Source organism: Flavobacterium agri, assembly GCF_013401995.1.
In the GTDB taxonomy this organism is placed as follows: Bacteria; Bacteroidota; Bacteroidia; order Flavobacteriales; family Flavobacteriaceae; genus Flavobacterium; species Flavobacterium agri.
On record NZ_JACBJI010000002.1, the window covers coordinates 420,955 to 446,907 of the forward strand.

Here is a 25,953-nt window from a genome sequence, read left to right on the forward strand (position 1 = left end):
TTTTTGGTAAATTCCAAACCTCAAAGGTTTTCAAAACCTTTGAGGTTTATTTTATCGACCCGAAACGAATTCCGTCAACTCATCCGTGCTCGAACTAAACGTAAACACGTCGTTCACTTTATAATAATTGTTCGGGTCGACGCAATACGCATAAGCGAATTTTGCCAGCTCCAAACGGTTGGCTTCGAACGTGAATTCCTGACACATTTTGGCAACCTGGGCCGAACTTAAGCAATTAGCCGAAATCATCTGTTTGGCGGTTTTGATACGCGTGTCCTCGAAAGTCTGTTTACGAAGGCTCGAAAGCATATCGTCCAATTGGCGCGGCGACATGGCGTACCCGTTGCGGCATCCGCGAGACGGTCTCGGACGCTCGTTATCGGAATAAGAAGTAGTCGTAGTGGTTGTAGTCGTTTGGCTCGTCGACATTTCGGGATCCTGGATCGAGATGTTCACGTTCATTCCCGGAACATTCGCGTTCATCTGTACGCCGTTCGGTTGTGCGTTTGTAGTCGTGGTCGTCGTTACGGTCTGGGAAACGCGAGGTTGTCCGTAATGCATCACGTAAAGCGTAGGTGCAGGCGTAAAATCGGGTTCGATTTCGGCCATACTAAAAAAATTCATTTTCATTTTCGACGGATTCTTCTTGTCACGCCGGATTTTGTACGTCACGTCCATAAAGTGATCGTCGACATCGGTAAGCGAAAGATTGTTCGTCGTGATTTCCTTTTTCGTCTTGTCGGCGAAAATGATTTTGGCGTTGTAATACGGTTGCGGCAAATCTTCGACGCGTAGGTTGGTTTGGGCCACATCGTTGATGCGTTCGCCGTTTAGGATCAAAAAGAACTTGTCGCCGTCTTCCGAAAAAATCGTCAAATGACCGCGATTTTGGGCGTTGGATATGATAGCGACAAGAAACAAAAGGACAGAGGTAATTTTCACGTTCATAGTTTGCAAGTTTGGTTATGTTTGGCGGTTTGCAAATCGAGTGCCAAGAAAACGATTTTCGTTCAGATGTTCGCAAAAAAAAATCCCGCCATACTGTTATGACGGGATTTTTTAACATAAATTTTTTTTTATTTGATGATTCGGACAGTTTTCGAACCACTTCCTGATTCAAATTTCACGAAGTAAATTCCTTGAGGATAGCTCGAAAAATCCAAATTCCCAGAAATTGCCCCTATCTTTTTTTCAATAAGCAATTGACCGCTGATACCAAAGATTTGTACCTTATCTATTTCATTTGAATTGTGGAAAATCAAATTTCCTTTGACAGGATTCGGTTCGTAAGACAAATTCACAAGCGAATGTTCGTTCAAACCCAGTGAAAGCGAAACTGTAACGGCAAGCCTTTGTGGACTTTCGATGCCGTTTATGGTTTGAGAGGCGTAATACGTCGCACCGTCTACCAAAACCGTGTTTGCAGGAAGAGGATTGCTCGCCATCAAATCGGCGGCACTCACATACCATAGGATATTTTGTCCGTTAATCTGGATATCTGCCAAGGTCGCGCCAGGAGTGAAATCTTGCGTAATGTCACCTGTAGGTGCAGATGGCGTATTGATCGTGAATTGTGCAGTATCTGTTCCGCAATTGTTCTGAATCATGACCTGATGCGTTCCCAAAGGCAAATCGTAAAAAATAGCGCTAGATACAAACGGACCGCCATCCAAAGAATACATCAGACCGTCGCTTGTCGAATTGATATCGACAACTTGGTCTGTAACTTCTACAGACTGGATTTCGGGAGCAGCATTCAGATGAACCGTAAAACTTCCTACTTCGGCACAAGGCGAGCCAGATGCCAAATTCTCTACCGAATAAAAAATGGTCTGGTTGTCTTGAGCGTTGAAAGAATCCGGGTTTGAAATTGGGTTGGCGACGTCATATGCATCTTGTTGTGTCGTATGATAGTTGATGCTGAAGTTGATCAGGTCTTGACCCCCGAAGATGTATGGTTCGTTTTGTGTCAAGTCTACTATAGATCCGTCACAAATAGAAATATCAGGAGCCGAATTTGCAGCAAAATTCGGAGCTTCGGGCACAATTGCTGTTTGGGTAGTCATACAAAGATTGTAAGTTGCGGTTACAGTATAAATACCCGGTCCATAACCTTGAATGGAATTGGTTGTGTCAGGAAGTGCGATTCCGTTAAGAGTCCACGAATATTCGGCATACTCATTCGTGGAAGTCGCGACCAAATGAGCACCCATCGGGTTGTCCTCGCAAGGAGGCGTTACGTCTAAAGTTACGTTGCACCATTCCGTTGGGCCGCAATCCAATACCGCGGCATTGGTTTGATTGAGTTGGTTTAAGATGAACCAGCCTGATCCATAGCTATAATTCACAAGTGCCAGCATATAGTATTTTCCGGCCTCGAGTGTGGTGTTGATATCGATTGTATATTCGCCTCCAAAATCACAAGAAATGATCATGTCTCCAGTCAAACCGCTGCCGCAAGTCGGCGCATCGAACGGACCGTAAAAGACATAATCCATATCTAAATTGTGGCCGTTACCGTCATGCTCATAACCGTGAACGTTAAAACTACCGCCAGACAAAACCTTCAGCGATACCCATTTTACCGAACCGACGCTGCTCAGGCATCCGTAATTGATGCCAGGCTCAGTGTTGTTGCCGGCATTTCCGGTGCTTGGGAAGCCCGTCATCGGCTCTATGAAACACAATGGCTCAGCGTTGGCGCATTGTGCGAACGAAAGGCCGAAACTTAGGATTGCAAAAAGAGAAAAATAAAGTTTTTTCATGAAGTAGATTTAAGTGTAATTATTTTGAACATTTCCAGAAGTACAGATTTCGCTGTCAGTATGATTTCGCTGCCTGTTTCTGAAGTTCGATGAGTTTCTCGAAAGTTTCGGAAGCCTTACCTTCCAAAGGTGTCAGCGAAATCGAAAACAAGAATGCTTTTCCTTTTTTCTGACGTTTCGCAAAAAGGCGTTTTTTTATTTTGGACGACAATGTCTCGCCCGAAAAAGGTTTAAGCTCGACCATCACGAACGCTTGCTTGCTAAACAAAAAACCGGATTTCATCACCGTCATTTTTTCGACAGATGACCAAGCGATCGATTCGTGGAGGTTCATGCGATCAAAAAGCCCGTTCTCATCGGCAATGAGTTGGGCGCGTCTGTCAAAAAGCTGAAAGAAACCAAGCAAAAAAGCCGAACCGAAAAACACAAGATTCATCCATCCGATCCAATGGCTTTTGTCTTTAGAAGTGATGATGAAAATACCCAATACCACAAAAATGCCCGAAAGCACAAGGAGTTTGAGTGCCTGGAAAATAGATTTTTTAAGGATAATCTGTTGCATGGCGCGAAAGTAATGTATTTCACGTCAAGCAAACGACTTTAACGCGCCGAGCGTTTATTTTTCTTGAGTTTGGAGTAATTTCTCAAATACAAACATTTGTTCTCATAGTCGATAATCGCCTTGCCGTGAATCAACACGTCGGCACCGATTATGCCTTGCACTTTCTTGGCTTTGTGCTGTTCGAGTGCCATATTCACATGCGATAAATCGAAAACGACCAAATTGAAATCGTCATACGTCCAACGCCCGATTTTGAGCAGGTTTTTGTGTGCGGCCTGCGTGAACATGTCGATTGCGCCGGCTCCGGCCGCTTTTGTCCTCGAATTTTCGGTGGTGAGTTTGAAAAGCTCGGCCTCGTCGAAACCCACACAGCTGTTCGAAGCGCCCGTGTCGAGTATGAAATCGCCCTTCACGCCGTTGATATAGGCCGTCAAAAGCAAATGGTTCGTCTTGGAAATCTTGAATTTTATTTTCCGGTAATCTTTGTCTTTAAGGATATGGTCGCGCTTCTCCATGTGAATTGAGTGAACCCAAAAATAAGGCATTCTGTGATAACGACTTGTTTAATATGTCTTAAGGTATTCGGGATTGCGTTAAAATTTCGCATAAAAATTCCATCGGGTAAGAATGGGATTCGTCGATTGTTTAGGAAAAATTGCCGATGCGCCCTAACTTTGCCGCATGATTTTCACCGACACCCATTCCCATATTTACAGCGAAGAGTTTTCCGACGACAGAAACGGCATGATGCAACGTGCTTTCGACGCCGGCGTGACACGGATTTTCGTTCCGTCGATCGATTCGACTTATACCGAAAAGATGTACGCGATGCAGCGACAATATCCCGAAAACGTGTTTTTGATGATGGGTTTGCATCCGGTTTACGTAAAGCCCGAAACTTGGGAAAAGGAACTCGAATTCGTCGCTTCGGAACTTGCAAAACACAAATTCTACGCCGTCGGTGAAATCGGGATCGACCTGTATTGGGACAAAACGACGCTCAAAATCCAACAGCAGGCTTTCCGTGCGCAAATCCGTCTGGCCAAACAATACAAACTGCCTATAAACATTCACGGACGCGAATCTTTCGACGAGATTTTCGAGATACTTGAAAGCGAAAAATCAAGCGACCTTTTCGGGATTTTCCATTGCTTTACGGGAACGAAAGAGCAAGCCCAAACCGCTATTTCTCTCGGGATGAAACTCGGAATAGGTGGAGTCGCCACGTTCAAGAACGGCAAAATCGACCAATTCCTCAGCGAAATCCCGATCGAAAACATCGTGCTCGAAACCGACGCGCCTTACCTTGCGCCCGTTCCGTTCCGCGGCAAGCGCAACGAAAGCGCCTATATCGTGAACATCGCGAACAAGTTGGCCGAAATCTACGATTTGCCAATTTCCGAAATCGCCAAAATCACTACGGAAAATTCAAAAATCGTGTACGGCATTTAAGTAAAACGTAACAGAACTCTCGATTTATTTTCGTTTTTTTGCAAGAACTCATTGCGATTTTTTCGACGAGTTCCAATTAAACAAGCGCCAATGTCAAAATTCGATTCTATCCGGCCGTTTTATGACGCCGAAGTGAATGCCGCCCTGAAATCGGTTTCGAACCATCCGATGATGAAGGCGCTCATGAGTTTTACATTTCCGGATCAGCCCGAAGAAGTGTGGATGTCGCAGTTCGAACATACACATTCGATTCGCGATTTCCAATGCAATTTCGTCTATCATTCGATACAGCAAGTACTCGCGCGCAGTTCCGAAGGCATTACCACAAGCGGTTTTGAAAAACTGGAACAGAACACTTCGTATCTTTTTATTTCGAACCACCGCGATATCATCCTTGACACTTCGTTGCTCAACTGCGCATTGTTCGAACACGGATTGGTGATGACGGCTTCGGCCATTGGCGACAATTTGGTGCAGAAAGCGTTTCTTCACGTACTTTCCAGGCTCAACCGCAATTTTTTGGTGCAGCGAAATCTGCCGCCTCGCGAATTGTTGCAGTCGTCCAAACTGATGTCGGAATACGTGTGTAGATTGTTGCGTCGCGAAAACCGTTCGGTGTGGATCGCCCAACGCGAAGGCCGTACCAAAGACGGCAACGACCAAACCCAGCAAGGTGTGCTTAAAATGCTCGCCATGGGCGCCGACGAGGAAAATCTTATGGATTATTTCAAGAAAGTCAGGATCGTCCCGATTTCGATTTCGTACGAATACGACCCGACCGACGCGTTGAAAATGCCGCGTTTGCTCGCAGAGGCGAACAACGAGAAATACATCAAGGAAAAAAACGAGGATTTCCTCACGTTGCTTTCGGGCATCATGGGACAAAAAAAGCGTATCCACATGCATGTGGGCGACGTGATCTGTTCTGAAATCGACAAGATAAAATCGGAACACGACAATACGCAAAAACAGATACAGGCGCTTGCCCAAGTGATTGACGATGCCGTGATCACCGGATACAAATTGTGGCCGACGAATTTCATCGCCTACGATTTGCTGTACAAAACCGATAAATACGCAGACCGTTATACCGCCAAACAAAAAGAATTGTTCGAACGCCGTCTCGAGATCAAGATAGACGAAGACAATCCGGTGCTTTTCGAAGGATTTTTGGCCATGTATGCCAATCCGGTCGTAAATAAACTCAAATATGCCGATGCCATCTAAACCGAAAATCCTGTTGGTTTACACCGGTGGTACGATTGGCATGGTCAAAGATTTCAGGACCGGCGCGCTCAAGGCGTTCAATTTCTCGAAACTTTTACAGAAAATCCCCGAACTCAAGCAGCTCGATTGTGATATCGAAACGATTTCGTTCGACAAGCCTATCGATTCCTCGAACATGAATCCGGATAAATGGGTTCAGATGGTCGATATCGTCGAACAGCATTACGAGCATTGCGACGGTTTCGTGATTTTGCACGGATCGGATACGATGAGCTACTCGGCTTCGGCGTTGAGTTTCATGCTCGAGCATTTGGACAAACCCGTCGTATTTACGGGTTCTCAACTTCCGATAGGCGATTTGCGTACCGACGCCAAAGAAAACCTGATTACGGCCATACAGATCGCTTCGTTGCGCGACAAGACCAAGCCCGTGATTTCTGAAGTTTGCCTGTATTTTGAATACAAACTCTACCGCGGCAACCGTACGACGAAAATCAATGCGGAACATTTCAATGCGTTCGCTTCGCCGAATTATCAGCCGCTGGCCGAATCGGGTGTACATCTCAAAATAGACAAGGATGCGTTCTTTACCAAAAACGGCAACAAAAAACTCGTCGTGCACCGCGAAATGGACGACAATGTAGTCGTACTCAAAATGTTCCCGGGAATCAGTACCGACGTGCTTACGGCCGTGCTCAATATTCCGAACCTAAAAGGGCTCGTGCTCGAAACCTACGGATCAGGAAATGCGCCTACCGAAAAATGGTTCGTGACCGCATTGCAGAAAGCGATCAAAAAAGGGCTTCACATCGTCAACGTGACCCAATGTTCTGGCGGAAGCGTAAGCATGGGCCAATACGAAACAAGTACGCAACTCAAGAAAATCGGCGTCATTTCGGGTAAAGACCTTACTACAGAAGCCGCAATCACCAAACTCATGTACCTGCTCGGGCAAAAGGTTTCGGGAAGTGTATTCCGAACCGTTTTCGAGACTTCGCTGAGAGGCGAGATGTCCTAAAATCAGCCGCCGACCGGTTGTCCGCCGTTCAAATGCAGCACTTGTCCCGTCATGTAACTGCTGTCTTCGCATGCCAGATACACATAAGCAGGTCCGATTTCCGATGGCTGTCCGGCTCTTCTCATTGGCGTATCGGATCCGAACTTCGCTACTTTTTCGGCATCGAAACTCGCAGGGATAAGCGGTGTCCAGATCGGGCCCGGAGCTACGCCGTTCACACGGATTTCCTTCGACGCGATTTGGGCCGCGAGCGCACGCGTAAACGAAACGATCGCGCCTTTCGTACTCGAATAATCCACGAGTTGCGGACTGCCTTCATAAGCCGTGACCGAAGCCGTATTGATGATTGTGTCCCCTTTTTTCAGATGCGGCAAGGCTTCGCGCGACACGCGGAAATACGGATAAATGTTGGTTTCGAAAGTCACTTGCAATTGCTCGTCCGAAATATCCGTGAAATCTTCTTTCGGGAATTGCATCGCGGCATTGTTCACGACAATATTGAGTTTGCCGAATGACTTGACGGTATCACGTACGATCGACGCGCAAAAATCCGCATCTTTTAAATCGCCTTTGAGCAAAAGACATTGGCTTCCTTCTTTTTCCACAAGCTTTTTGGTTTCGTGCGCATCCGAATCTTCGTTATCGATGAAATAGACGATCGCGACCTTAGCGCCTTCGCGTGCGAAATGAACCGCAATACTACGCCCGATTCCACTATCGCCTCCCGTTATTAGTGCGACTTTTGCGTCGAGTTTGCCACTGCCGTGGTAGTTTTGGCGAATGTATTCTGGCCGAGGCGTCATTTCCGATTCCTTTCCGGGCTGTTGATCCTGATGCTGTTTAGGGAATTGCGTCTTTTCCATGTGATACGATTTTCGCATCCAAGTTAATCGGTAATCAAAGAATGCTTTTTATAGTTTTCGGATGGAATTGTTGCACAAATCGAATCGAAATCATTCACTTGAAATTTCGGCCGCCCTACCAGTTTTTTTTGTGTACTTTTGAAGACCCCAATAAACGATTACCATAACCTATGAGCTACTTCCGGAGGCTATATCAGGATAGTCCGGTTCCGATGTATATATACGACAACGATTCGTATGAATTTCTCGAAGTAAACGATGCCGCACTTAGGCAATACGGTTACTCGAGGGAAAAATTCCTTTCGTTGACCGCATTCGATCTTCGGCCAAAAGAGGAAATCCCTACGTTTCTGGATGCCAACCGCCATGTGCCGCTTTCGTTCAACGATTTCGGGATTTGGAAGCACATAGACCGCTCGGGCAGAATATTCCACGTACACATTTACGCGCATCTCACGATTTTTAATGGCAGAAAAGCCAAATCGGTGCTTGCCGCGAACATAGACGACAAAGTCAAGGCCGATGCCGAAATCTCGCAAAAGACCGCCGAGATAAAGGAAATCCTCGAAAACCTTCGCGCGATCATCAACACCACAAGCGACAAGATTTGGTCGATGGACACCCAAAGACGCATCATCACGGCCAATGAATCGTTTTGGACTTGGCTCGATGCGTGCCCGAAAAGCATTCCGGCAATACCGTGTTCCGAATTTTTGCCGGCCGATTGGAACGACTATTTCGATATGGCCTTTAGCGGCAAAACGTTCAGTGTGATCTGGCAAGATACGCTTTCGCCCAAACCGCTGTTCGCCGAACTCAGTTTCAATCCGATCCGCAACGAAAAGCAAGAGGTTACGGGCATCAGCTGTTTTTCGCGCGACATTACCGAGCGCCAGCTGTATCTCAAGATGATCGAAAAACAAAACGCGAAACTGCGAGAGATTTCGTGGTTCCAATCGCATCAGGTGCGCGGGCCGCTCTCGAACATCATGGGCTTGGTCGATACGTTCAACCACGACGACGCGGCCGATCCGAACAATGCTAAAATCATCGAATACCTCAAACAGGAAGCGCTCAAATTCGACGGCGTCATCAGGAAAATCAGCGAAGAAGCCCAGCCTAATCGCTGACACCGTAACATTTGAACATACAAAATGCTTCCTTATTCGGGAAGCATTTTTGTTGATGGGCGGTTCGTAAATCAAGCTTTGACTTTTACGATCCTGTCGGTAAACCGTTGAACGATCGGTCCGACGAGCAAGATGACGGGAATCACGATTGCGTAAGCCAAAATCCAGGAGCGGAACCATATCGGCACAAAACGTTCAGAGAATCCGATGTTGATCGAAATCAGGCTGAAAGAGATGATGCCTGTGGTGACGATGCCCATAAGCAGGGCAAATACTATTTTCTGTTTCATGATAAGTATCTGACGTTATTTTTTCATCACGACCAAAGGCTTTCCTTTTTCGACCACGTAAGTCGCGAGTTCCACGGCTTTGCCTTTGCCGATGTTTTTGGCCGAATGATTGACTCCGGCGGGCACGAACAATACCTCGCCTGCCTTGAGTATTACGGGTTTGCTGCCTTCGACTTCGTATTCGAACGTGCCCTCGAGCACATAGATGATTTCTTCGCCGTGGTGGAAGTGTTTCCCGAACTCGGTGCCGTGCCCGAATTCGATACTTACCTGAACCGCTTCGATTCCCGGCGTTTCCAGATCGTGGCGTTGAAGTTCGGTGCGTTTTATTTGCTGTGCTTGTCCGATATTCGCGAATGCAAGCAAAAGTGTGGCGTAAAGCAGGTTTTTGAGATTGTTCATGTCTTCAATATTTAGTTTCGGTTGATACATGCTCTTTTGCTAGCCATTTCGTAGCTTTGAGACGCGAGCGCAAATCGTTGAGGTCGGCATCGGAAACGGCCACTTTGAAAGGTCGGATGCTTTCGTCCGTTTTAACTGTGGTTTTCGATTTGCCCTGGGCCGACACGTGTGCGAATTGCAAAAACAACACGACTGTGAACAGGTTTCGGGCTATATGAAGTGATTTCATTTTTAACGTATTCATTATTGTGGAGTTTGGATTTGTGCCGAAGCCTGATCGGCAAAAAAGACGCGTTCGTGAACCTGTGCTGTTTGCGTACGATCGATGTTCAGGCTCAACAATTCGGGACGGCTGTAATGTCCGCGCGCATCCATAAGGCGTTTGCGCGCATCGATTTCGGCAAAGTCGATATCGGCTATGACTTCTCCTTCGCCAGATTTGATCGGTTCACCTATGATTCTTCCGTCAGGCCCGATGATAGCCGTAAAACAGCCTCCAGAAATGGGTCCGATCGGTCCGCCGGTGTCTTGTGCGATCTGGGCTTGTTGGTCGGCATCAAGCCAAGCCGTTGAACAAACCACGAAACAAGCCGATTCCAAAGCGTGTTGGCGTACGTTGATTTCGGTCTGCTCACTGTGCAAAGGCCCTAAAAACGACCCAGGATACATGGCCGAATGGATCTGTTCGCCATCGGCAATCAAAGCATACCGGAACAACGGATTGTAATGCTCCCAGCAAGCCAATTGCCCGATACGGCCGACAGCGCTGTCTGCGGCTTTCAAGCCCGATGCGTCTCCTTGACCCCAAATCATGCGCTCGTGGTACGTCGGGGTGAGTTTACGTCGGCGTTGGATAAGCGTGCCGTCAGCATTGAACAGCAGTTGCGTATTGTAAATCGTGCCTCCGTCGCGTTCGTTCACGCCTATAGAGACGACCATGTTCGCTTCGCGTGCCGCTTCGCCGATCGCATCGGTATCGGCAGAAGGCACGACCACCGATTCCTGCAACAGGCGTTGGTGTTCTTTGCCTATCATATAGGGAGCTTGGATGAACGAGAAGTACGGATAATACGGGATTACCGTTTCAGGAAAAGTGGCGAATTGTACACCTTGTTTCCCGAGTTCCTTTATTTTGTCGACAATCTTGTCGATCGTGCCCTGTTTGCTGTACAAAACAGGGCTGATCTGCACGGCCGCTACCTTGACGATGCCGTTTTCTTGTTGTTGCTGTGTAGCTTTCATGATTGCTTAAAGAATGGTAGTTTCCACTTTAATGTTGCCGTGAAGGGCTTTGGAATACGGGCACAGTGTGTGTGCCGTACGTGCGATGTCCTGAGCCGTTTCGCGGTCCATTCCGGGAAGGCTGATGTTGAGGCGTGCCTGCAAAACGTATCCGGTGTCAGAAAGCACCAAATCGATTTCGGTGTCTACGCTTGTATCGGCAGGAAGTTTTAGGCTCATACCGGCTGCGGCTTTGCCCATCGCTCCGATGAAACAGGCCGACCATCCGGCTGCCAATAATTGTTCGGGATTCGTGCCTTCGCCGATTGCTCCCGGAGAAGTGAGTTTGATGTCGAGACGTCCGTCCGAGCTGCGTGATGCGCCTTCGCGTCCGCCTGTAGTGTGGGTTTTGCCCGTGTATAACACTTTTTGTTGTTGATTTACATTTTCCATGAGTTCTTGTTTTGAAATTGTTGTGGATGACATGTAGAGATCGATATGATTTCTGGGTCAAAGGTATTTTGCGGATACGGCTGGCGAAATCAGGAATTGGGTGAAGTGGACAAATCGGATCCCCAAATAGACATTGCCGATTTCGAAAGGTGAAAAAAGCTATCGTATTGAAATACAGATAAGAGAAAGCGAAAAGAAAGTAGTGTATACTTCGGAAAAAATCAAGGAGTTGGAGTGCTGCAACAACTTATGCGGATTCGTCATAAGCGTCATAAAGCCACGATTCGGGCAAATTCAGCAAAGTGTCGCCCAATGAAGATTCGGGCGAGTAGGTACCATGAAAAGTAGTAAAAAGGTTGGGTTCGAAAAGTGTGTTCTTGGGTCGGTTTGCAAAAATTACGCCCTCATCTGAAACGACCGCCTGAATTCCAAAGGCGACTGGTTTACTTTTTTACGGAACAATTTGCTGAACGATTGCGAATGTTCAAATCCCAATGCATAAGCGATTTCGCCTACAGACAACGTCGTGGTCGACAAGATTTCCTTGGCTTTCTGGATCAATTTCTCGTGAATGTGTTGCTGCGCGCTCTGTCCCGTCGATACGCGCAACATGTCGCTTAGATAACTTGGTGAAAGATTCAATTGTCCCGCAAGGCATTGAACGGTCGGAGTGCCTTTGGTCGCCAATTCGGGATCGTTGAAATGCCTTTCGAGAATGTCTTCGAGCTTTTGCAGCAAATCGGTATTCACGGCGTTTCGCGTGAGGAATTGGCGCTTGTAGAAACGATCGGCATAATTGAGCAGCAACTCGATCTGCGAAAGGATCACGCCTTGGCTAAAATCGTCTATACGGCTGTTGAGTTCGTTTTCGATCATCTTGAAAATAGAAAGGATCGTCTCTTTTTCCTCATCGGACAAGTGCAACGCCTCGTTCGTCGCATACGAGAAGAAACCATACTGCTTGATTTTGCGCGCCAACGGATGATTCCACAAAAAGTCAGGATGAATCAGCAATGTTGCAAGCGCCATAGATTCCGGATTCTCGTCGCCTTCGTGCGGACCTATGAGCTGTCCCGGCGCGGCAAACAACATCCCGCCTCCGTCAAAATCGAAATAGCCTTGGCCGTATTTAAGCTTGCCCGAGAATTTAGGCTTGTACGAGATTTTGTAAAAATACAGCACATGCGTTCCCGACGGCATCCTGATGTTCCCGTGCTGGCAACCGTTTATCAGGCTTACGAGCGGATGTTTGGGCATCGGCAAGCCCATTATGCGATGCGCTTCGGGCAAAGAATCGAACCGGTACGGTTGGTTGGCGTCGTTTTTCATATCCTTTTAAATAAAGGCGACCGATATCGCGAGACATCGGCAGCCATAAAGTTAGTTGAATTTTTGCGGTTTCCTGTTATCCTTGGGCGGCGTTCGAGACATCGGCCCATTGTTCCCATTCCGCGAGACGTTCGGCGTAGTCTTTTTTGATCCACGGCAGGTTTCCGTTGCCTAAAATCAATCGCAACGGCGGATTTTCGGCATCGACCGCAGCGAATACCGCATCGGGCGTCGCATCCGGGTTTCCTTTTTCGAGCTGTTGCAATTGATTGAAGAATTCGGCTTTGAAGTCTTCGTAAATATCCATTCCGGGCGCGAATTTGAGCGAATCCTGGGTTCCGAATTCGGTGGCATATGCGCCAGGTTCGATAATGGTCACTTTGATGTTGAAGTCTTTCACTTCGAGCGCGAGACTTTCGTGGATAGCTTCGAACGCCCATTTCGTGCTGCAATAATATCCGATTACGGGAAGCGTCGTGTGGCCTAGTCCGCTCGAAGTACCCAAAATATGCCCGAAACCCTGCTTGCGCAGCAGCGGAAGTGCGGTTTTGATGACGGTAAGTGGTCCGAAAACATTGGTTTCGTACATGGCTTTGATATCGTCGTTACTGGCTTCCTCAATCGTCCCGACGAGCGAATAACCGGCGTTGTTGAGTACGATGTCGAGACGTCCGAAATGATTGAAGCCTTTTTCGAGCACGGTTTTCACCTGATCGGCATTGGTCACGTCGAGTTCGAGCGTCAACACGTTTTCACCGTATTTTTCTGAAAAGTCGCGGATGCTGTCGAGTTTGCGTGCGGTTGCTACTACTTTATCGCCGCGTTTCAGCGCAGCTTCGGTCCAGACACGGCCAAAACCGCGCGAAGTTCCTGTAATGAACCAAACCTTGTTGTTTGAATTTGTCATGATCGTTGTATTTGATGGGACAAAGTTCGGCCGATTATAGATGACCGATGTGGCCTTTTTGAGGGATTTTGTAGCCTGAATGAGGATGTCCGGGATTCGTATCGGATAGTGTGTCCCGATTTCTACGAACGAACGGGGGAATTGTACGATTGAAGAAGATTTTCGCTGTTTTTTGCCTCCAAGCATCGTTTTACAACGTTTTCGCCAACCTTACATTACCACATCAAAACCGATTTCGGACTACGTCATTCGTTGTTGCATCCCGCATATATGCTGACAAAAACGACACTACCGTTGAATTAAGTAAAAAAATAGCGATTGTATGGTTTTTATCATATCGAATCTTAAAAATGGTAAAAGACGCGGGTTATTTTTATCAGTAATGAAAAACCTGCCAATCGTGCTCTATTATATAGGTGTGAACTTACCGTTAATTGACCGATGATTCAGAGTAGGTTTTGAAGCCAAAAAACCTATTACTTGACCGATGAGTCGAATCAGAACCAAATTTGCCTTTTTTCTTTTGCTGATATCGGTCAGCAATTACGCCCAATTGGGTTTTTGCACCGGAAGTAAAGGAGAACCCATTTTCACCGAAAATTTTGGTAACGGATCAACTTACGGGCCGGCTCTACCTGCCGGGACTACGACTTATCCGTTTGTGACGGGCGCTCCCAACGATGGGCAATACACGTTGTTCTATCATTCGAATCTTTACTCCACTTGGCATTATTCGCTAGACCATACGCCAGATGCGACGAACGGCACCAACGGCAAAATGCTGTTGATGAACGCCAATGCTACCACTTCGGGCGATTTTTACAAGAAAACCGTCTCGGGATTGTGCATCAATACCACGTTTGAATTTTCGGCTTGGCTGATGAATGTGTATAATCCGAATACGAATTACTGCGGCGCCGGCCAAATTCCTATTAATGTTAGGTTTGAGATTTGGAATGCGGCCGAAACCGTGCTCTTGGGTTCCGGAAATACCGGAAACATTATGGGTTCGCCGGCTCCGCTGTGGCAACAGTTCGCTTTGGTGTTTACGACGGTCAATGAGACATCGGTAGTCCTGAAGATGAAAAACAATGGTTTGGGCGGCTGCGGAAACGACTTGGCGATCGACGACATTTCGTTCAGTGCGTGCGCCGATTTGACCACCGTTTCAAGTCCGTCGGTTGCCGGAAGTACTTACACTACATGTAACAATCCGACTTCGCTGGAACTTCATGCGTCCACGGCAGGCGGTTCTCCTTATTTCTACCAATGGCAAACCAGTACGGACAATATCAACTGGACCGATATCCCAACAGCCACGAATCCGACGTATACCACGCCAAACCTGAGTTCGCTGACGTATTTTAGGGTAAGGGCGGCGCAGGACCAAGCCAATTTGAGCAACGTATTTTGTTCTACGTTATCGAATGTGTTTACCATAGATGTCCTGGCGTCCCCAAATCCGGCGACAAGCAATGGTAACCAGACGATTTGCAGCAACGAAGCGATTCCGGCCTTATCGGTAACGCCATCGGCAGGATCTGGTGTCAATTGGTACGATTCGTCAACGGGAGGCATTTTATTGCAATCCAATAGCATATCGTATACGCCAACTACGGCAGGAACGTATTATGCCGAAGCATATAACCTGACCACGAACTGCATCGCAAGTCCTCGAACAGCTGTTACACTTGCTATCGTGCCTTTGCCGAGTGCGACCATTTCGGCGACGGCTTCGGTTTGTAGCGGAAATACGGCCACCGTAAGCTTTAGCGGCACACCCGGTGCAATCGTCACGTATACGGTAAATGGAGGCGCAAACCAGACGGCAACACTGAACGGATCGGGTCTGGCGAATATCACGACGCCTGTTCTGACTTCGGACAGTACCTATACGCTCGTCAGTTGTGCATCGCCTAGTTTGAGCACATGCAGCAATGGTATAAATCAATCGATTACGATAGTCGTCAATGATTCGCCTACCGCTTCGATTTCGGGTAATACGTTGGTTTGTAACGGTACTCCTGCTACCATTAACTTTAACGGAACGCCAAACGCCATCGTTACATATTCGGTAAATGCGGGTGGCAACCAAGCCGTAGCGTTGAATTCGTCGGGAAATGCTTCAGTCGTAATTCCGAGTATAACCACGAGCACCGTGTTTGTCCTTGTAGACGTCGCTCCCGCATCGGGGACAGGTTGCAACCAATCACTTTCCCAGACGCTTACGATATCGCCGGTTTCATTGCCTACAGCATCCATAAGTGCGAGTCCGCTGGCGGTTTGTTCGGGCCAGAACAGCACGATCAGTTTCAGCGGTACGCCAAATGCGATCATTACGTATAAGGTCGATGGCGGAACGAACCAGACCATCACATTGAATGCATCGGGCTCGGCGAATATCACGACATCCGCTTTGACGGCAAACACCACATACACGCTCGTAAGCGCCGCATCGGCTGCATTGAATACATGTACCGCCGTTTTGAACGGTTCGGTGACGATTGCGGTAAACAGTTTGCCGACCGCTTCGATTTCGAGCAATTCGCCCGTTTGCCACGGAAGCTCTGCCGTTGTGACTTTTACGGGAACGCCGAATGCGAGCGTAACGTATTCGGTGGGCGGAGGCGCAAACCAATCCATCGTTTTGAATGCGTCCGGAAATGCTTCGATTACCATTCCGAGCGTGACTTCGGCTATAACTTATGCGCTTGTCGATGTCACTTCGGCAGCAGCGAACGCATGCACCAAAACATTGTCCCAATCGATCAATATATCATCGGTTTCGTTGCCAACAGCGTCAATAAGCGCCAATCCATCAACGGTTTGTTCCGGTCAGACTAGTGCTGTAGATTTTACCGGAACACCGAATGCCATCGTTACATATTCCGTTGATGGAGGCACGAACCAGACAATCACGCTAAATTCTTCCGGGCTCGCTTCTATAACCACGAATCCATTATCGACCAACGTCGCCTACCAACTCGTCGGTGTTGCGCAAGCAGGTACGGGTTGCAGCCAGGCACTTTCGAATTCTGCCGTTGTTTCTATAAATCCGACGCCAGATGTGACATACAACGGTGATTTGACGTATTGTGAAGGCGAATCGATACAAATAAATCTATCGTCGGGCATTGCGGGAACAACTTTCGATTGGACCGTCGCACAAAGTGGAACTTCTGGAGCAACTTCCGGAAACGGCAACCAAATCGCCCAAAACGTAACGCTCACAAGCGCTGCGTCCGGAACCGTTACGTACACCGTGACGCCTTTTTACAATGGTTGTAGCGGAAGTCCTGTAAATATTGTCGTGACCATACATCCGTTACCGGTTCCTACGATTATAGACGGTGTGATCTGTACGACGAGTTCTTCTCCTACGAACCAATTCTATACGCTCGATACGAACCTGAATCCGGCGCAGCACAGTTTCCAATGGTTTTTTGGCGGAAACCCAATCCCGAACGCTTTTGGAAGTACGTACAACGCGACCCAAATCGGAACGTACACCGTAATTGCGACGAATGCTGCAGGTTGCGCTTCAAATCCGGTAGATGCGGTAGTAAGCATGATGCCGCAAGGAGAAAGTTTGGTTGTAGAGCATTCGGCGGCGTTCAGCGACAATCCGACGGTTGCGGTTACGGTGATTGGCGGTGGCGGACCGTTTTTATACCAATTGGACGACGCGGGATTCCAACAATCGAACGCATTCCACGATGTTGCCGAAGGAACGCATACCATAACGGTCATAGACGAAAATTGCACCCATCTTACCTCGACGGTTACGATCATCAATTATCCGAAATATTTTACTCCGAACGGTGACGGCTTTCACGACACTTGGAATATCAAAGGCCTAGAAGCCGTGATTTATATTTTCGACCGATACGGAAAACTGATCAAACAAATCAGTCCCGATGGTTTAGGTTGGGACGGAACTTATAACGGAAGGCCATTACCCTCTACCGATTATTGGTTTACGATAGATTATGCTGAAAACGGAAAAAGCAAAACGTTCAGGGCGCATTTCGCAATGAAAAGATAAAATTGGATTAACAGACAACATCTGACGTTTTTTATGCATCACGTTCTTAAAAAGCTTTTCTGAAAACGTTGTAGTTGGAAAAAGCCGATGCGAAAAAACTATACATTAACCATACAAAATAAAACCTAGGTTATCGTCAAACCTTTATTTTGAGCAATTTATCGGTGAATTCTGCTGATTTTCCAGTTTTAGACTGTATAGTTTGTATATGTTGTAATTGCGGATTGTTTAAACATGTTATTCTTTATTTTAGCTTTTAACAAATTTAATTCTAAAAACGTGTGATATGAGAAAAATTACTTTTCTATTCGTATGGATTGTATTGTTGAGTGGCGCTTCGACGTATGCGCAGCCCACAACTAATGCACCCGTACCGACGAATGCCCAAACAGACGTAATATCCATTTATAGCGACTCTTTTACGAACGTAGCGACCGATTACGATCCGAATTGGGGACAAATGGGTCACGGACAAGTAAACCCAACCTACGATCCGGGAACTGGGAATCTACTGTTGGCATATCCGAACTTCAACTATCAAGGAACGAATATCACCACGCAAAACGCTTCGGGAATGGAGTATTTGCACATCGATATCTGGACCAACAATGCGACCAGCGTAAAAGTTTCTCCTATTAATAACGGAACCGGAGTTTCTGAAATTTTGGTAGATGTGCCGCTCGTGCAAAACGGCTGGAGCAGTGTCAACCTTCCTAAAAGTGCTTTTACGGGAATGACTTGGGACTCGGTTTTCCAAATCAAATTCGACGGACAAGGCGGTGTAGTGCCTTCTACCATATATCTTGACAATGTGTATTTCTGGAAAACGGCTACTCCGGCAGGTTCGGACGCTTCGTTGAGCGCATTGGAAGTTGGCGGTTCCGCACTTCCGGGATTCGTGTCTTCGGTGACATCGTATACCTATGAATTGGTTGTAGGGACGACCACAGCTCCTCAAATCACTTCGGCTACCACGACAGACGCCGGTGCGACGGTAACTTCTATCACCCAAGCTTCCGGTGTTCCGGGAACGGCATCGGTTTTGGTGACTTCCCAAAACGGAAGCGTCACTAAAACGTATACTATCAATTTTGTGGCTACATTCCCGAACCAGTCTCCTACACCGGGAACTCCTAACAACCAAGTGTTGAGCATTTACAGCGACACGGGCGGATTCACAAACGTCTGGACGCCCGATTATAACTTCGGAACGTATTCAGGAAAACCAGACTTGGATCCTTCGGCCGGTGTAAACGAAGCGATCAAGATGAATTTTGCCGTGGCCGGATACGGAGAAGGAACGAATGCGGTAACGGATATATCGGCCTATCAGTGGGTACATTTTGATTATTTCGCCGATTCAAACTCGAACCAGATTCGATTTATCCTGATCGACAACGAAGGCGTAGTTCAAGAATATAATTATGAACTTGCGACTACAGGTGGCAATGCGCAACTTGTACAAGGTTCTTGGCAAAGTGTAAACGTGCAGCTGAGTTTCTTTGAAGGACTTGGTTTCAACAAAGCGAATTTCTTCCAATTCAAGTTGGGAACTATCTCTGATCTGGTTTCGGATATCGTTTACTTCGACAACATTTATTTCTCTGTAAACGAGCCGTTCCTTAAAACCGATAGTTTCGATAAGGTTTCATTCAGTGCTTATCCGAACCCGACGCGCAATGAATGGAATATCAATGCAAACCAAAACATCACTTCCGTTACTTTGTTCGATGTTTCAGGAAAGCAAATCAAATCTGTACAGCCTAACGATTTGACGGTTTCTATCGATGCTTCCGAATTGTCTAACGGAATTTATTTCGCCAATATCTTGACCGATAACGGTAGCAAAACGGTCAAACTCATCAAGAATTAACTTATGGTAATGTAAGCCCGATTGTCTGTGGCGGACGGTCGGGTTTCTTTTTCATCTTCCTCGAAAACGATATAGTTTTTTAGGAAATACCTTTATCAGCTGCTCCGCCCCTTGGCAGTTGTGGGAAATCATTTTTTATAACGAAACCAATCTTCGAGGCCTCCAAGCCACGAGGCTAGGATCAAACAAGCAAAATTTTAACCATTATGAAACAAATCAAGAACCTGATATTCTTGCTGTTCTTCTTGACGGCGAATATCACAGGTGGTTTTGCCCAAAACACAGAGTGTACGGGAACCACCAACGAAGTTTCCCAAGGCGGCGGTTTACCCAATTACAAGTACACCTTTACGACAAGCGGAAGCGATGTTACCGTAGAATTCGAGGTGTTGAGCCCATTGACAGGACTCGTCGCTTACGCCTGGACGTTCAACCCGGGTTTCCAGGAATTACCCATGACCAATGTCAGCGGGCAAAAATTCAGGAGAACCTATAGCGGTTTTGCCACAGGAGCGACATTCACCGTAGCCTGTAAATTTGCGTGGGCAGCCGGCGGATTTGCCGTTACCAAGCAGTTTACCTACACCGTCGGGAACACATGCGGCGGCGGCGGACTTCCGGCCCCGACTTTCGGCACATTTACCGTTCCCGCAAAAACATTAGGCGATGCACCATTCACATTGACCGCGCCGAGCTCTAACAGCGCGGGTGCATTCAGTTACACGAGCAGTAATACAAGTGTCGCTACGATCAGCGGAAATACCGTAACCGTAGTAGGCGCGGGAACATCGACCATAACGGCGAATCAGGCTGCTACCGCAAGTTACGCTGCGGGAAGCACGACAGCATCGTTGGTCGTTTCGGCTCCACCGGCGCCGGCAGCTCCGACACAACCGGCGAGAAACCCATCGGACGTGATCTCGATTTTTGCAAGTGCTTATACCGATATCTCCGGCACCGATTTCAACCCGAATTGGGGACAGGCATCCAACTATCCGAACAACATGACCACACCATTGTACGGTGGCGACCAGGTAAAACAATACCAAAACTCAGCTACTTATCAAGGCACAAGGCTTGGTTTCGATATCGATGTGACCACGATCAACAAACTACATGTTGATATTTATTCTCCGACATTGACTTCCATGCGACTGTTTTTGATCAAGACGACAGGCGGCACATTCGAGACACCGGTCACGATCGCGCTTACTCCGGGTGCTTGGACAAGCGTCAACATCGATGTGAATGCGACCAATTTCCCAGGTTTGGATCTGACCAAAATCCGCGAAATAAAATACGATGAGTTCAAGATAGGAGCGGCTGTTACCGCCAACCAGGTTTTGGCGATCGACAACTTCTATTTTTACAAAGAGACCGCGACACCACCTACTTTGGGAGCGTTTACCGTTCCTGTAAAAGTTCTGGGCGATGCCGATTTCGCGATCACACCACCGACTTCAAACAGCGCCGGAGCCTGGTCGTACTCAAGCAGCAACACGGCTGTGGCGACTATCTCGGGCGGAAGCAACATCCACATTGTCGGAGCCGGGACTTCTACGATTACGGCTACTCAAGCTGCGAACGGAATCTACGCTTCGGCAAGCACCACGGCTACGTTTACGGTAACCGTTCCACCTTTGACGACTCCGGCACCGACTCCGCCAGCGAGAAACGCTTGGGACGTGATTTCGGTTTACAGCAATGCTTATACGCCTGTCGCTTCTACGGCTTGGTCGGCTGATGCAGTGGCGACCGATGAGCAACTCAGCGGGAACGACACCAAAAAAATCAGCAACATGTTGATCGAAAACGTCGAATTCGGCGCACAAAACCTTACGGATATGACGATGATGCACATCGATGTGTATTCTGAAGATTGTACAGGCTTGAATTTCTGGTTGCTCAACAACGGCGACCGCGTCGCACAACGTTCGGTAATGTTGAACCAATGGAACAGTTTCGACATTCCGCTTTCGACTTACACGGGTCTCGGATTGAACCTGAACGGCGTCCACTTGCTTAAATTCGAAAGCTTGAACGGTGGTGGAAAAACCATCTGGGTAGATAATATTTACTTCTACAGACCGGCGACTTCTTTGCCTCCGACTTTGTCGAATTTCACGATTCCTGCGAAGAATTTCGGCGATCCTGATTTTACTCTTACAGCACCGACTTCGAACAGTGCCGGAGCTTTCACATACTCCAGCGGCAACACGAACATCGCCACGATTTCAGGAAATACGGTACACATCGTCGCGCCGGGAACGGTCACGATTACGGCTACACAGGCTGCCGACGGCGTTTACGGTTCAGGAAGCATCACGGCTCAATTGAACATCGCTTTCCCTCCGCCACCGGCTTCTCCGATTCCACCGGCAAGACCGGCAGAGCGCGTCGTTTCGATGTTTACGGGAAGTCCACCGGTTTATGCGAACGCTATTACGGCTGTACAATCGGCTTGGACTGCAGGAACGACTACTACAGAAGTTCCGAATGGCACGAATACGGCTTTGCGTTTGGACAATTTCGGATTCTTGGGTCTTATCGATCAGGCTGAAGTACATTTCGGAGCAACCGGAATGAGCCATTTGCATCTCGATGTGTATCTCAACACACCAGTCTCAAATATGTTGGTGTATTTGCTTGCCAACGGCGATTACCCTTACATGGCGACCAATTTGACCGCCGGATGGAACTCGTTGAGCATTCCGTTGACGAATTATGGAGCTGCCGATTTGGCTCAGGTTTGGGGATTGAAATTGGAGCAACTTTCGGGAAGCCCGATCCAAATGTACCTTGACAACGTTTACTTCAGCAACGAATGTTATACGTATTATGCCGATGCCGATGGCGACGGATACGGAGATCCAGCCAATTCTGCGTTCCTGTGCGAACCGACTGCCGGATATGTTTTGGAAAACACCGATTGTAACGACACCTTGTTCGCCGTCAACCCGGGTCATGCCGAAGTCGCGTACAACGGTGTAGACGACGATTGCGACGGTACGATCGACGAAGGCAGCCAGATTTATTCCCAGGTTCTCGCTTCACAATGCGGAACAACTTTGACTTCGATCAGTTCTTTGATCGGAGCCGTGAGTTTCGGTGCGCCGGTTAACGGATACCGCTTCGAAGTGACCAACACCCAAACCAATGCCGTTCAGGTCATCGACCGTAGCGTGCCGAACTTCGGATTGACGATGCTTTCGAACTACGACTATGCTACGACATACTCGATCCGTGTGATGCTTCGTCGCAACGGAATCTGGCTCAACTATTACGGAAATCCTTGTTTGGTCTCTACTCCTGCGATTCTCGATCCGGGTGGAGCTGCGGCCGTTTCACCTTCTCAATGCGGCATCGTGCTTCCTACGATCAGTACTTTGGTGGCGACTACAAGCTTGCCTGGAGTTACGGCTTACCGTTTCCGTGTGACAAATTTGACTGACGGAACCGAACCGAACGTCCAACAAGTGATCGAACGCAATTACCATTGGTTTGCCTTGACGATGCTTACCCGTTTCAACTACGGAACGGAGTATCAGGTAGAAGTGGCCGTCAAAACCTCTAACGGAACTTGGTCTGGCTACGGGTCGCCTTGTAATGTGACGTCTCCGGCCGTTCCTACTTTGAGTAACTGTGGCGCTACGATCGCGAGTGCCTCTACCTATATCGCTACGACCAGCTTGAACCGCGTTCAGGCCTACCGTTTCGAAGTCACGAACATGACGACTTTCGAGCAAACCATCGTTGACCGTTCCCTAAACTGGTTCACGTTCGCAAGCGTTCCAAGCTTTACGCCGGGTGCGGTTTACTCGGTTCGCGTGGCCTTACAGACTTCTGGTCAGTGGTCGCCATTTGGGGAAGCTTGTGAAATCACGGCTCCCGGAGCTGCCAGAGCGATCGTGAAAGCAGACGAAGCGGAACCGGCAATGGATTTCCGTGCCGTAGTATATCCGAACCCATACACCGAAAGCTTTGCGCTAGACATGGATAACTCAGGTCAGGACAAAGTTCAGGTCAAAGTATACGATATGTTGGGCAAATTGGTCGAGAACCGCGAGTTCGCGATCGATATGATCGAAACGCAACAGTTTGGTGAGCGCTATCCTTCGGGCGTGTACAACGTCGTGTTGACACAAGGCGCGAACGTGAAAACGTTGCGTGTGGTAAAAAGATAGGTTGTGGAATTATTGATTAAAACACCCTTCTTCATTGAGGGGTGTTTTTACTTTTCCTCTAAAAACTAAGACTAATGAAAAATGCGAGACAAAGATTAACGCTGCTGTTTTTTTTATTTTCGGTGGCGGGCGTGGCTCAAGTTGGCGTAGGAACGACCTCTCCTTCGGCCACCCTCGACATCACGGCCGCAAACCTGACCGGAACTACGGTTGACGGTCTGTTGATTCCGAGGGTTTCCAGACTGCGAGCGCAAACCATGACCGGAACGCCTACTTCGACCATACTTTACGTGAACGACATATCGAACGGAACGGCGACGGGAACTACCGTCAACGTCACGACTACGGGTTTTTATTTCTTCAACGGATCGGTTTGGGAAAAACTCGGAACGGGCGCGACAACGGGCTGGTTGACGACGGGAAATTCCGGATTGTCGGGCACGACCAATTTTTTGGGCACGACAGACAACATCGATCTGGCCTTCAGGCGCAATAATACGGCTTCGGGTAAAATCGGGGCGACAAGTACATCGTTGGGCGCAAATGCATTGACCGCCGGAGTCGCTACGAACAACGCCGCATTCGGTACGAACGCTTTGGCTTTGAGTACGGGTGCAGATAACGTCGCCGTCGGAAATGGCACGCTATCTTCGAATACGACAGGCATCCAAAATACAGGTGTCGGAAATGCCGCTTTAACGGTCAATACAGGAAGCGCGTCCACCGCCATCGGATTTCAGGCCTTGACCGCAAATACGACCGGAAGCAATGGAACGGCCGTCGGATTTCAGGCGTTATCCAAGAACACGACGGCGAGTAACAACACTGCCGTCGGTTTTCAGGCGTTAACCAACAACACTACGGGAAGCCAAAACACAGCTTTGGGTTTTCAGGCGTCGACCACGTTTTCTACGGGAAGCCGCAATACGTCGGTCGGATATTCAGCCCTGTCGAGCAACGTGACAGGGAATGAAAACACGGCCATCGGGAATTTCGCTTTAGGCCGAAATTTGGGTTCGGGAAATACGGTAATGGGGCACGAAGCCGAGTTCGGTTCGGCCACCGCATTCAACAATACCACGGCCATCGGATGGCATGCACTTTTCAGCAATTCGGGCAACGGCAACACGGCTTTGGGTTATAATGCACTCCAAGGAAATACAACTTCTACGGGCAACACGGCTGTCGGAGCTTCTGCGTTGAACAACAATACGGGAGCCGGGAATACCGCGGTTGGCGACTCGGCTGGATTTGAACATGCGACCGGTGCCAACAATACGTACATAGGATTCGAAGCCGGACGCTACAACACCGGAGCTACGAACAACAACGCTTTCCTCGGCTATCAGGCGGGTCTTTTTTCGACAGGTTCGTTCAACACGGCCATAGGTTCGAATACGCTTAAGGCGAATGCGGCTACGGCCAACAACGTCGCCATCGGATACAACGCGCTTACCGCGAATACGGGAACCGGAAACGTCGCGATCGGTTACAGCGCGGGTTCTGCCGAAACGGGATCGAACAAATTGTACATCGACAATTCGAATGCCGATGCGAGCAATGCGTTGCTTTACGGCGAATTCGACACGAACATCGCACGCGTGAACGGAACGTTGCAAATCAACAATCCGGCGAATGCCAATGGTTACGCTTTGCCGAATGTTAGAGGTACGAACGGACAAATCCTGCAGACGAACGGCGCGGGTGCGACCAGTTGGGTGACGAATCCGGCGAGCACATTCAGTGCCTTGTCTTTGGTTAGGGCCAATATGTCGGCCAACCAGACCCTGACGACCGCAGGCTGGCAAAAATTGAATTTCGCGACCGAAGTTTTCGATACCGCAGGCGAATTCGCGACAAGCAGATTTACGGCGACCAAAGCGGGCTACTATAGGGTGAACGCGTCTTTGCATACGAATAACCAAAGCAACAACAACATGTATTCGATCGGAATCTACAAAAACGGAACGTTGTATCAGGAAACCTCGAGAGATCACCATGGCATAGGTCAGGTGGAGCGTACTGTAGATTGCCTCGTGCAGCTCAACGTGGGTGAATATGTAGAAGTTTTTGCCGAGAATTTCGTATCGGGAGTAGACGTGGACGGCTATAGCGGCAAAACGGTTTTCGAAGTCCAACAAATCCGATAAAAAGCATATTAAACCTATTTACCAAACAAACATTTACCTTTTGCCTTTGCACGTTCATAATTTCCAGGCTTCGCAAACTCGA

20 protein-coding genes are annotated in these 25,953 nt (G+C 48.1%); 8 read left to right on the forward strand and 12 right to left on the reverse strand.

Features of this window, described 5'->3' with window-relative positions:
• Positions 1-51: 51 nt before the first annotated feature.
• From HZF10_RS05880 to HZF10_RS05895, 4 genes are all read right to left on the reverse strand, one after another.
• The gene (locus HZF10_RS05880) at positions 52-948 is read right to left on the reverse strand and encodes a proline and serine-rich protein 1 family protein (protein WP_176005252.1); all 897 of its coding nucleotides are present in this window, start codon (positions 946-948) and stop codon (positions 52-54) included.
• 128 nt (positions 949-1,076) lie between these two features.
• Positions 1,077-2,765, reverse strand: a complete 1,689-nt coding sequence (locus HZF10_RS05885; protein WP_176005253.1) for a T9SS type A sorting domain-containing protein — start codon at positions 2,763-2,765, stop codon at positions 1,077-1,079.
• Positions 2,766-2,820: 55 nt separating this feature from the next.
• Positions 2,821-3,327, reverse strand: a complete 507-nt coding sequence (locus HZF10_RS05890; protein WP_176005254.1) for an STM3941 family protein — start codon at positions 3,325-3,327, stop codon at positions 2,821-2,823.
• A 38-nt stretch (positions 3,328-3,365) separates the two neighbouring features.
• Positions 3,366-3,842, reverse strand: a complete 477-nt coding sequence (locus HZF10_RS05895; RefSeq protein WP_176005255.1) for a retropepsin-like aspartic protease — start codon at positions 3,840-3,842, stop codon at positions 3,366-3,368.
• A gap of 166 nt (positions 3,843-4,008) precedes the next feature.
• Between HZF10_RS05895 and HZF10_RS05900 the strand changes: the two genes are divergently transcribed.
• The 3 genes from HZF10_RS05900 to HZF10_RS05910 all read left to right on the forward strand — a co-directional run bounded on the left by HZF10_RS05900 (position 4,009) and on the right by HZF10_RS05910 (position 7,024).
• Positions 4,009-4,779, forward strand: a complete 771-nt coding sequence (locus HZF10_RS05900; protein ID WP_176005256.1) for a TatD family hydrolase — start codon at positions 4,009-4,011, stop codon at positions 4,777-4,779.
• A 90-nt stretch (positions 4,780-4,869) separates the two neighbouring features.
• On the forward strand, positions 4,870-6,006 hold the full coding sequence (locus HZF10_RS05905; RefSeq protein WP_176005257.1) for a 1-acyl-sn-glycerol-3-phosphate acyltransferase: 1,137 nt from the start codon (positions 4,870-4,872) through the stop codon (positions 6,004-6,006).
• Positions 5,996-7,024, forward strand: coding sequence for an asparaginase (locus HZF10_RS05910; protein WP_176005369.1), 1,029 nt, complete (start codon positions 5,996-5,998; stop codon positions 7,022-7,024). Before HZF10_RS05905 ends, HZF10_RS05910 begins: the two co-directional genes overlap by 11 nt.
• 2 nt (positions 7,025-7,026) lie before the next feature.
• On the opposite strand, the gene HZF10_RS05915 is transcribed toward HZF10_RS05910, so the two are convergent.
• On the reverse strand, positions 7,027-7,887 hold the full coding sequence (locus HZF10_RS05915; protein ID WP_176005258.1) for an SDR family oxidoreductase: 861 nt from the start codon (positions 7,885-7,887) through the stop codon (positions 7,027-7,029).
• Between the two features lie 170 nt (positions 7,888-8,057).
• On the opposite strand from HZF10_RS05915, the gene HZF10_RS05920 reads away from it, so the two are divergent.
• Positions 8,058-9,017, forward strand: a complete 960-nt coding sequence (locus HZF10_RS05920) for a PAS domain S-box protein (RefSeq protein WP_176005259.1) — start codon at positions 8,058-8,060, stop codon at positions 9,015-9,017.
• A 71-nt stretch (positions 9,018-9,088) separates the two neighbouring features.
• Here the strand turns inward: HZF10_RS05920 and HZF10_RS05925 are convergent, their stop codons facing one another.
• From HZF10_RS05925 to HZF10_RS05955, 7 genes are all read right to left on the reverse strand, one after another.
• Entirely contained in the window at positions 9,089-9,307 is a 219-nt protein-coding gene (locus tag HZF10_RS05925) for a DUF2798 domain-containing protein (RefSeq protein WP_176005260.1), read from the reverse strand.
• 15 nt (positions 9,308-9,322) lie between these two features.
• Complete coding sequence (locus tag HZF10_RS05930) at positions 9,323-9,709, reverse strand: cupin domain-containing protein (protein WP_176005261.1); 387 nt, start codon at positions 9,707-9,709, stop codon at positions 9,323-9,325.
• Between the two features lie 4 nt (positions 9,710-9,713).
• Positions 9,714-9,953, reverse strand: coding sequence for a hypothetical protein (locus HZF10_RS05935; RefSeq protein WP_176005262.1), 240 nt, complete (start codon positions 9,951-9,953; stop codon positions 9,714-9,716).
• Positions 9,953-10,951, reverse strand: coding sequence for a nitrilase-related carbon-nitrogen hydrolase (locus HZF10_RS05940; RefSeq protein WP_176005263.1), 999 nt, complete (start codon positions 10,949-10,951; stop codon positions 9,953-9,955). Before HZF10_RS05940 ends, HZF10_RS05935 begins: the two co-directional genes overlap by 1 nt.
• Before the next feature lie 6 nt (positions 10,952-10,957).
• Positions 10,958-11,383 carry an organic hydroperoxide resistance protein gene (locus tag HZF10_RS05945; RefSeq protein WP_176005264.1) on the reverse strand — a complete coding sequence of 142 codons (426 nt, stop codon included), beginning with the start codon at positions 11,381-11,383 and terminating at the stop codon, positions 10,958-10,960.
• A gap of 396 nt (positions 11,384-11,779) precedes the next feature.
• Positions 11,780-12,712 carry a helix-turn-helix domain-containing protein gene (locus HZF10_RS05950; protein WP_176005265.1) on the reverse strand — a complete coding sequence of 311 codons (933 nt, stop codon included), beginning with the start codon at positions 12,710-12,712 and terminating at the stop codon, positions 11,780-11,782.
• Positions 12,713-12,788: 76 nt separating this feature from the next.
• Entirely contained in the window at positions 12,789-13,619 is an 831-nt protein-coding gene (locus tag HZF10_RS05955; RefSeq protein WP_176005266.1) for an SDR family NAD(P)-dependent oxidoreductase, read from the reverse strand.
• 487 nt (positions 13,620-14,106) lie between these two features.
• On the opposite strand from HZF10_RS05955, the gene HZF10_RS05960 reads away from it, so the two are divergent.
• The 4 genes from HZF10_RS05960 (at position 14,107) to HZF10_RS05975 (ending at position 25,871) form a co-directional block, all read left to right on the forward strand.
• Positions 14,107-17,664, forward strand: coding sequence for a T9SS type B sorting domain-containing protein (locus HZF10_RS05960; protein WP_176005267.1), 3,558 nt, complete (start codon positions 14,107-14,109; stop codon positions 17,662-17,664).
• A 286-nt stretch (positions 17,665-17,950) separates the two neighbouring features.
• Positions 17,951-19,537, forward strand: coding sequence for a T9SS type A sorting domain-containing protein (locus HZF10_RS05965; RefSeq protein WP_176005268.1), 1,587 nt, complete (start codon positions 17,951-17,953; stop codon positions 19,535-19,537).
• Positions 19,538-19,743: 206 nt separating this feature from the next.
• Positions 19,744-23,721, forward strand: coding sequence for a T9SS type A sorting domain-containing protein (locus HZF10_RS05970; protein ID WP_176005269.1), 3,978 nt, complete (start codon positions 19,744-19,746; stop codon positions 23,719-23,721).
• A 74-nt stretch (positions 23,722-23,795) separates the two neighbouring features.
• A complete protein-coding gene (locus tag HZF10_RS05975) occupies positions 23,796-25,871 on the forward strand; it encodes a beta strand repeat-containing protein (RefSeq protein ID WP_176005270.1) in 2,076 nt (691 codons plus the stop codon).
• The last annotated feature ends 82 nt before the right edge of the window (positions 25,872-25,953 follow it).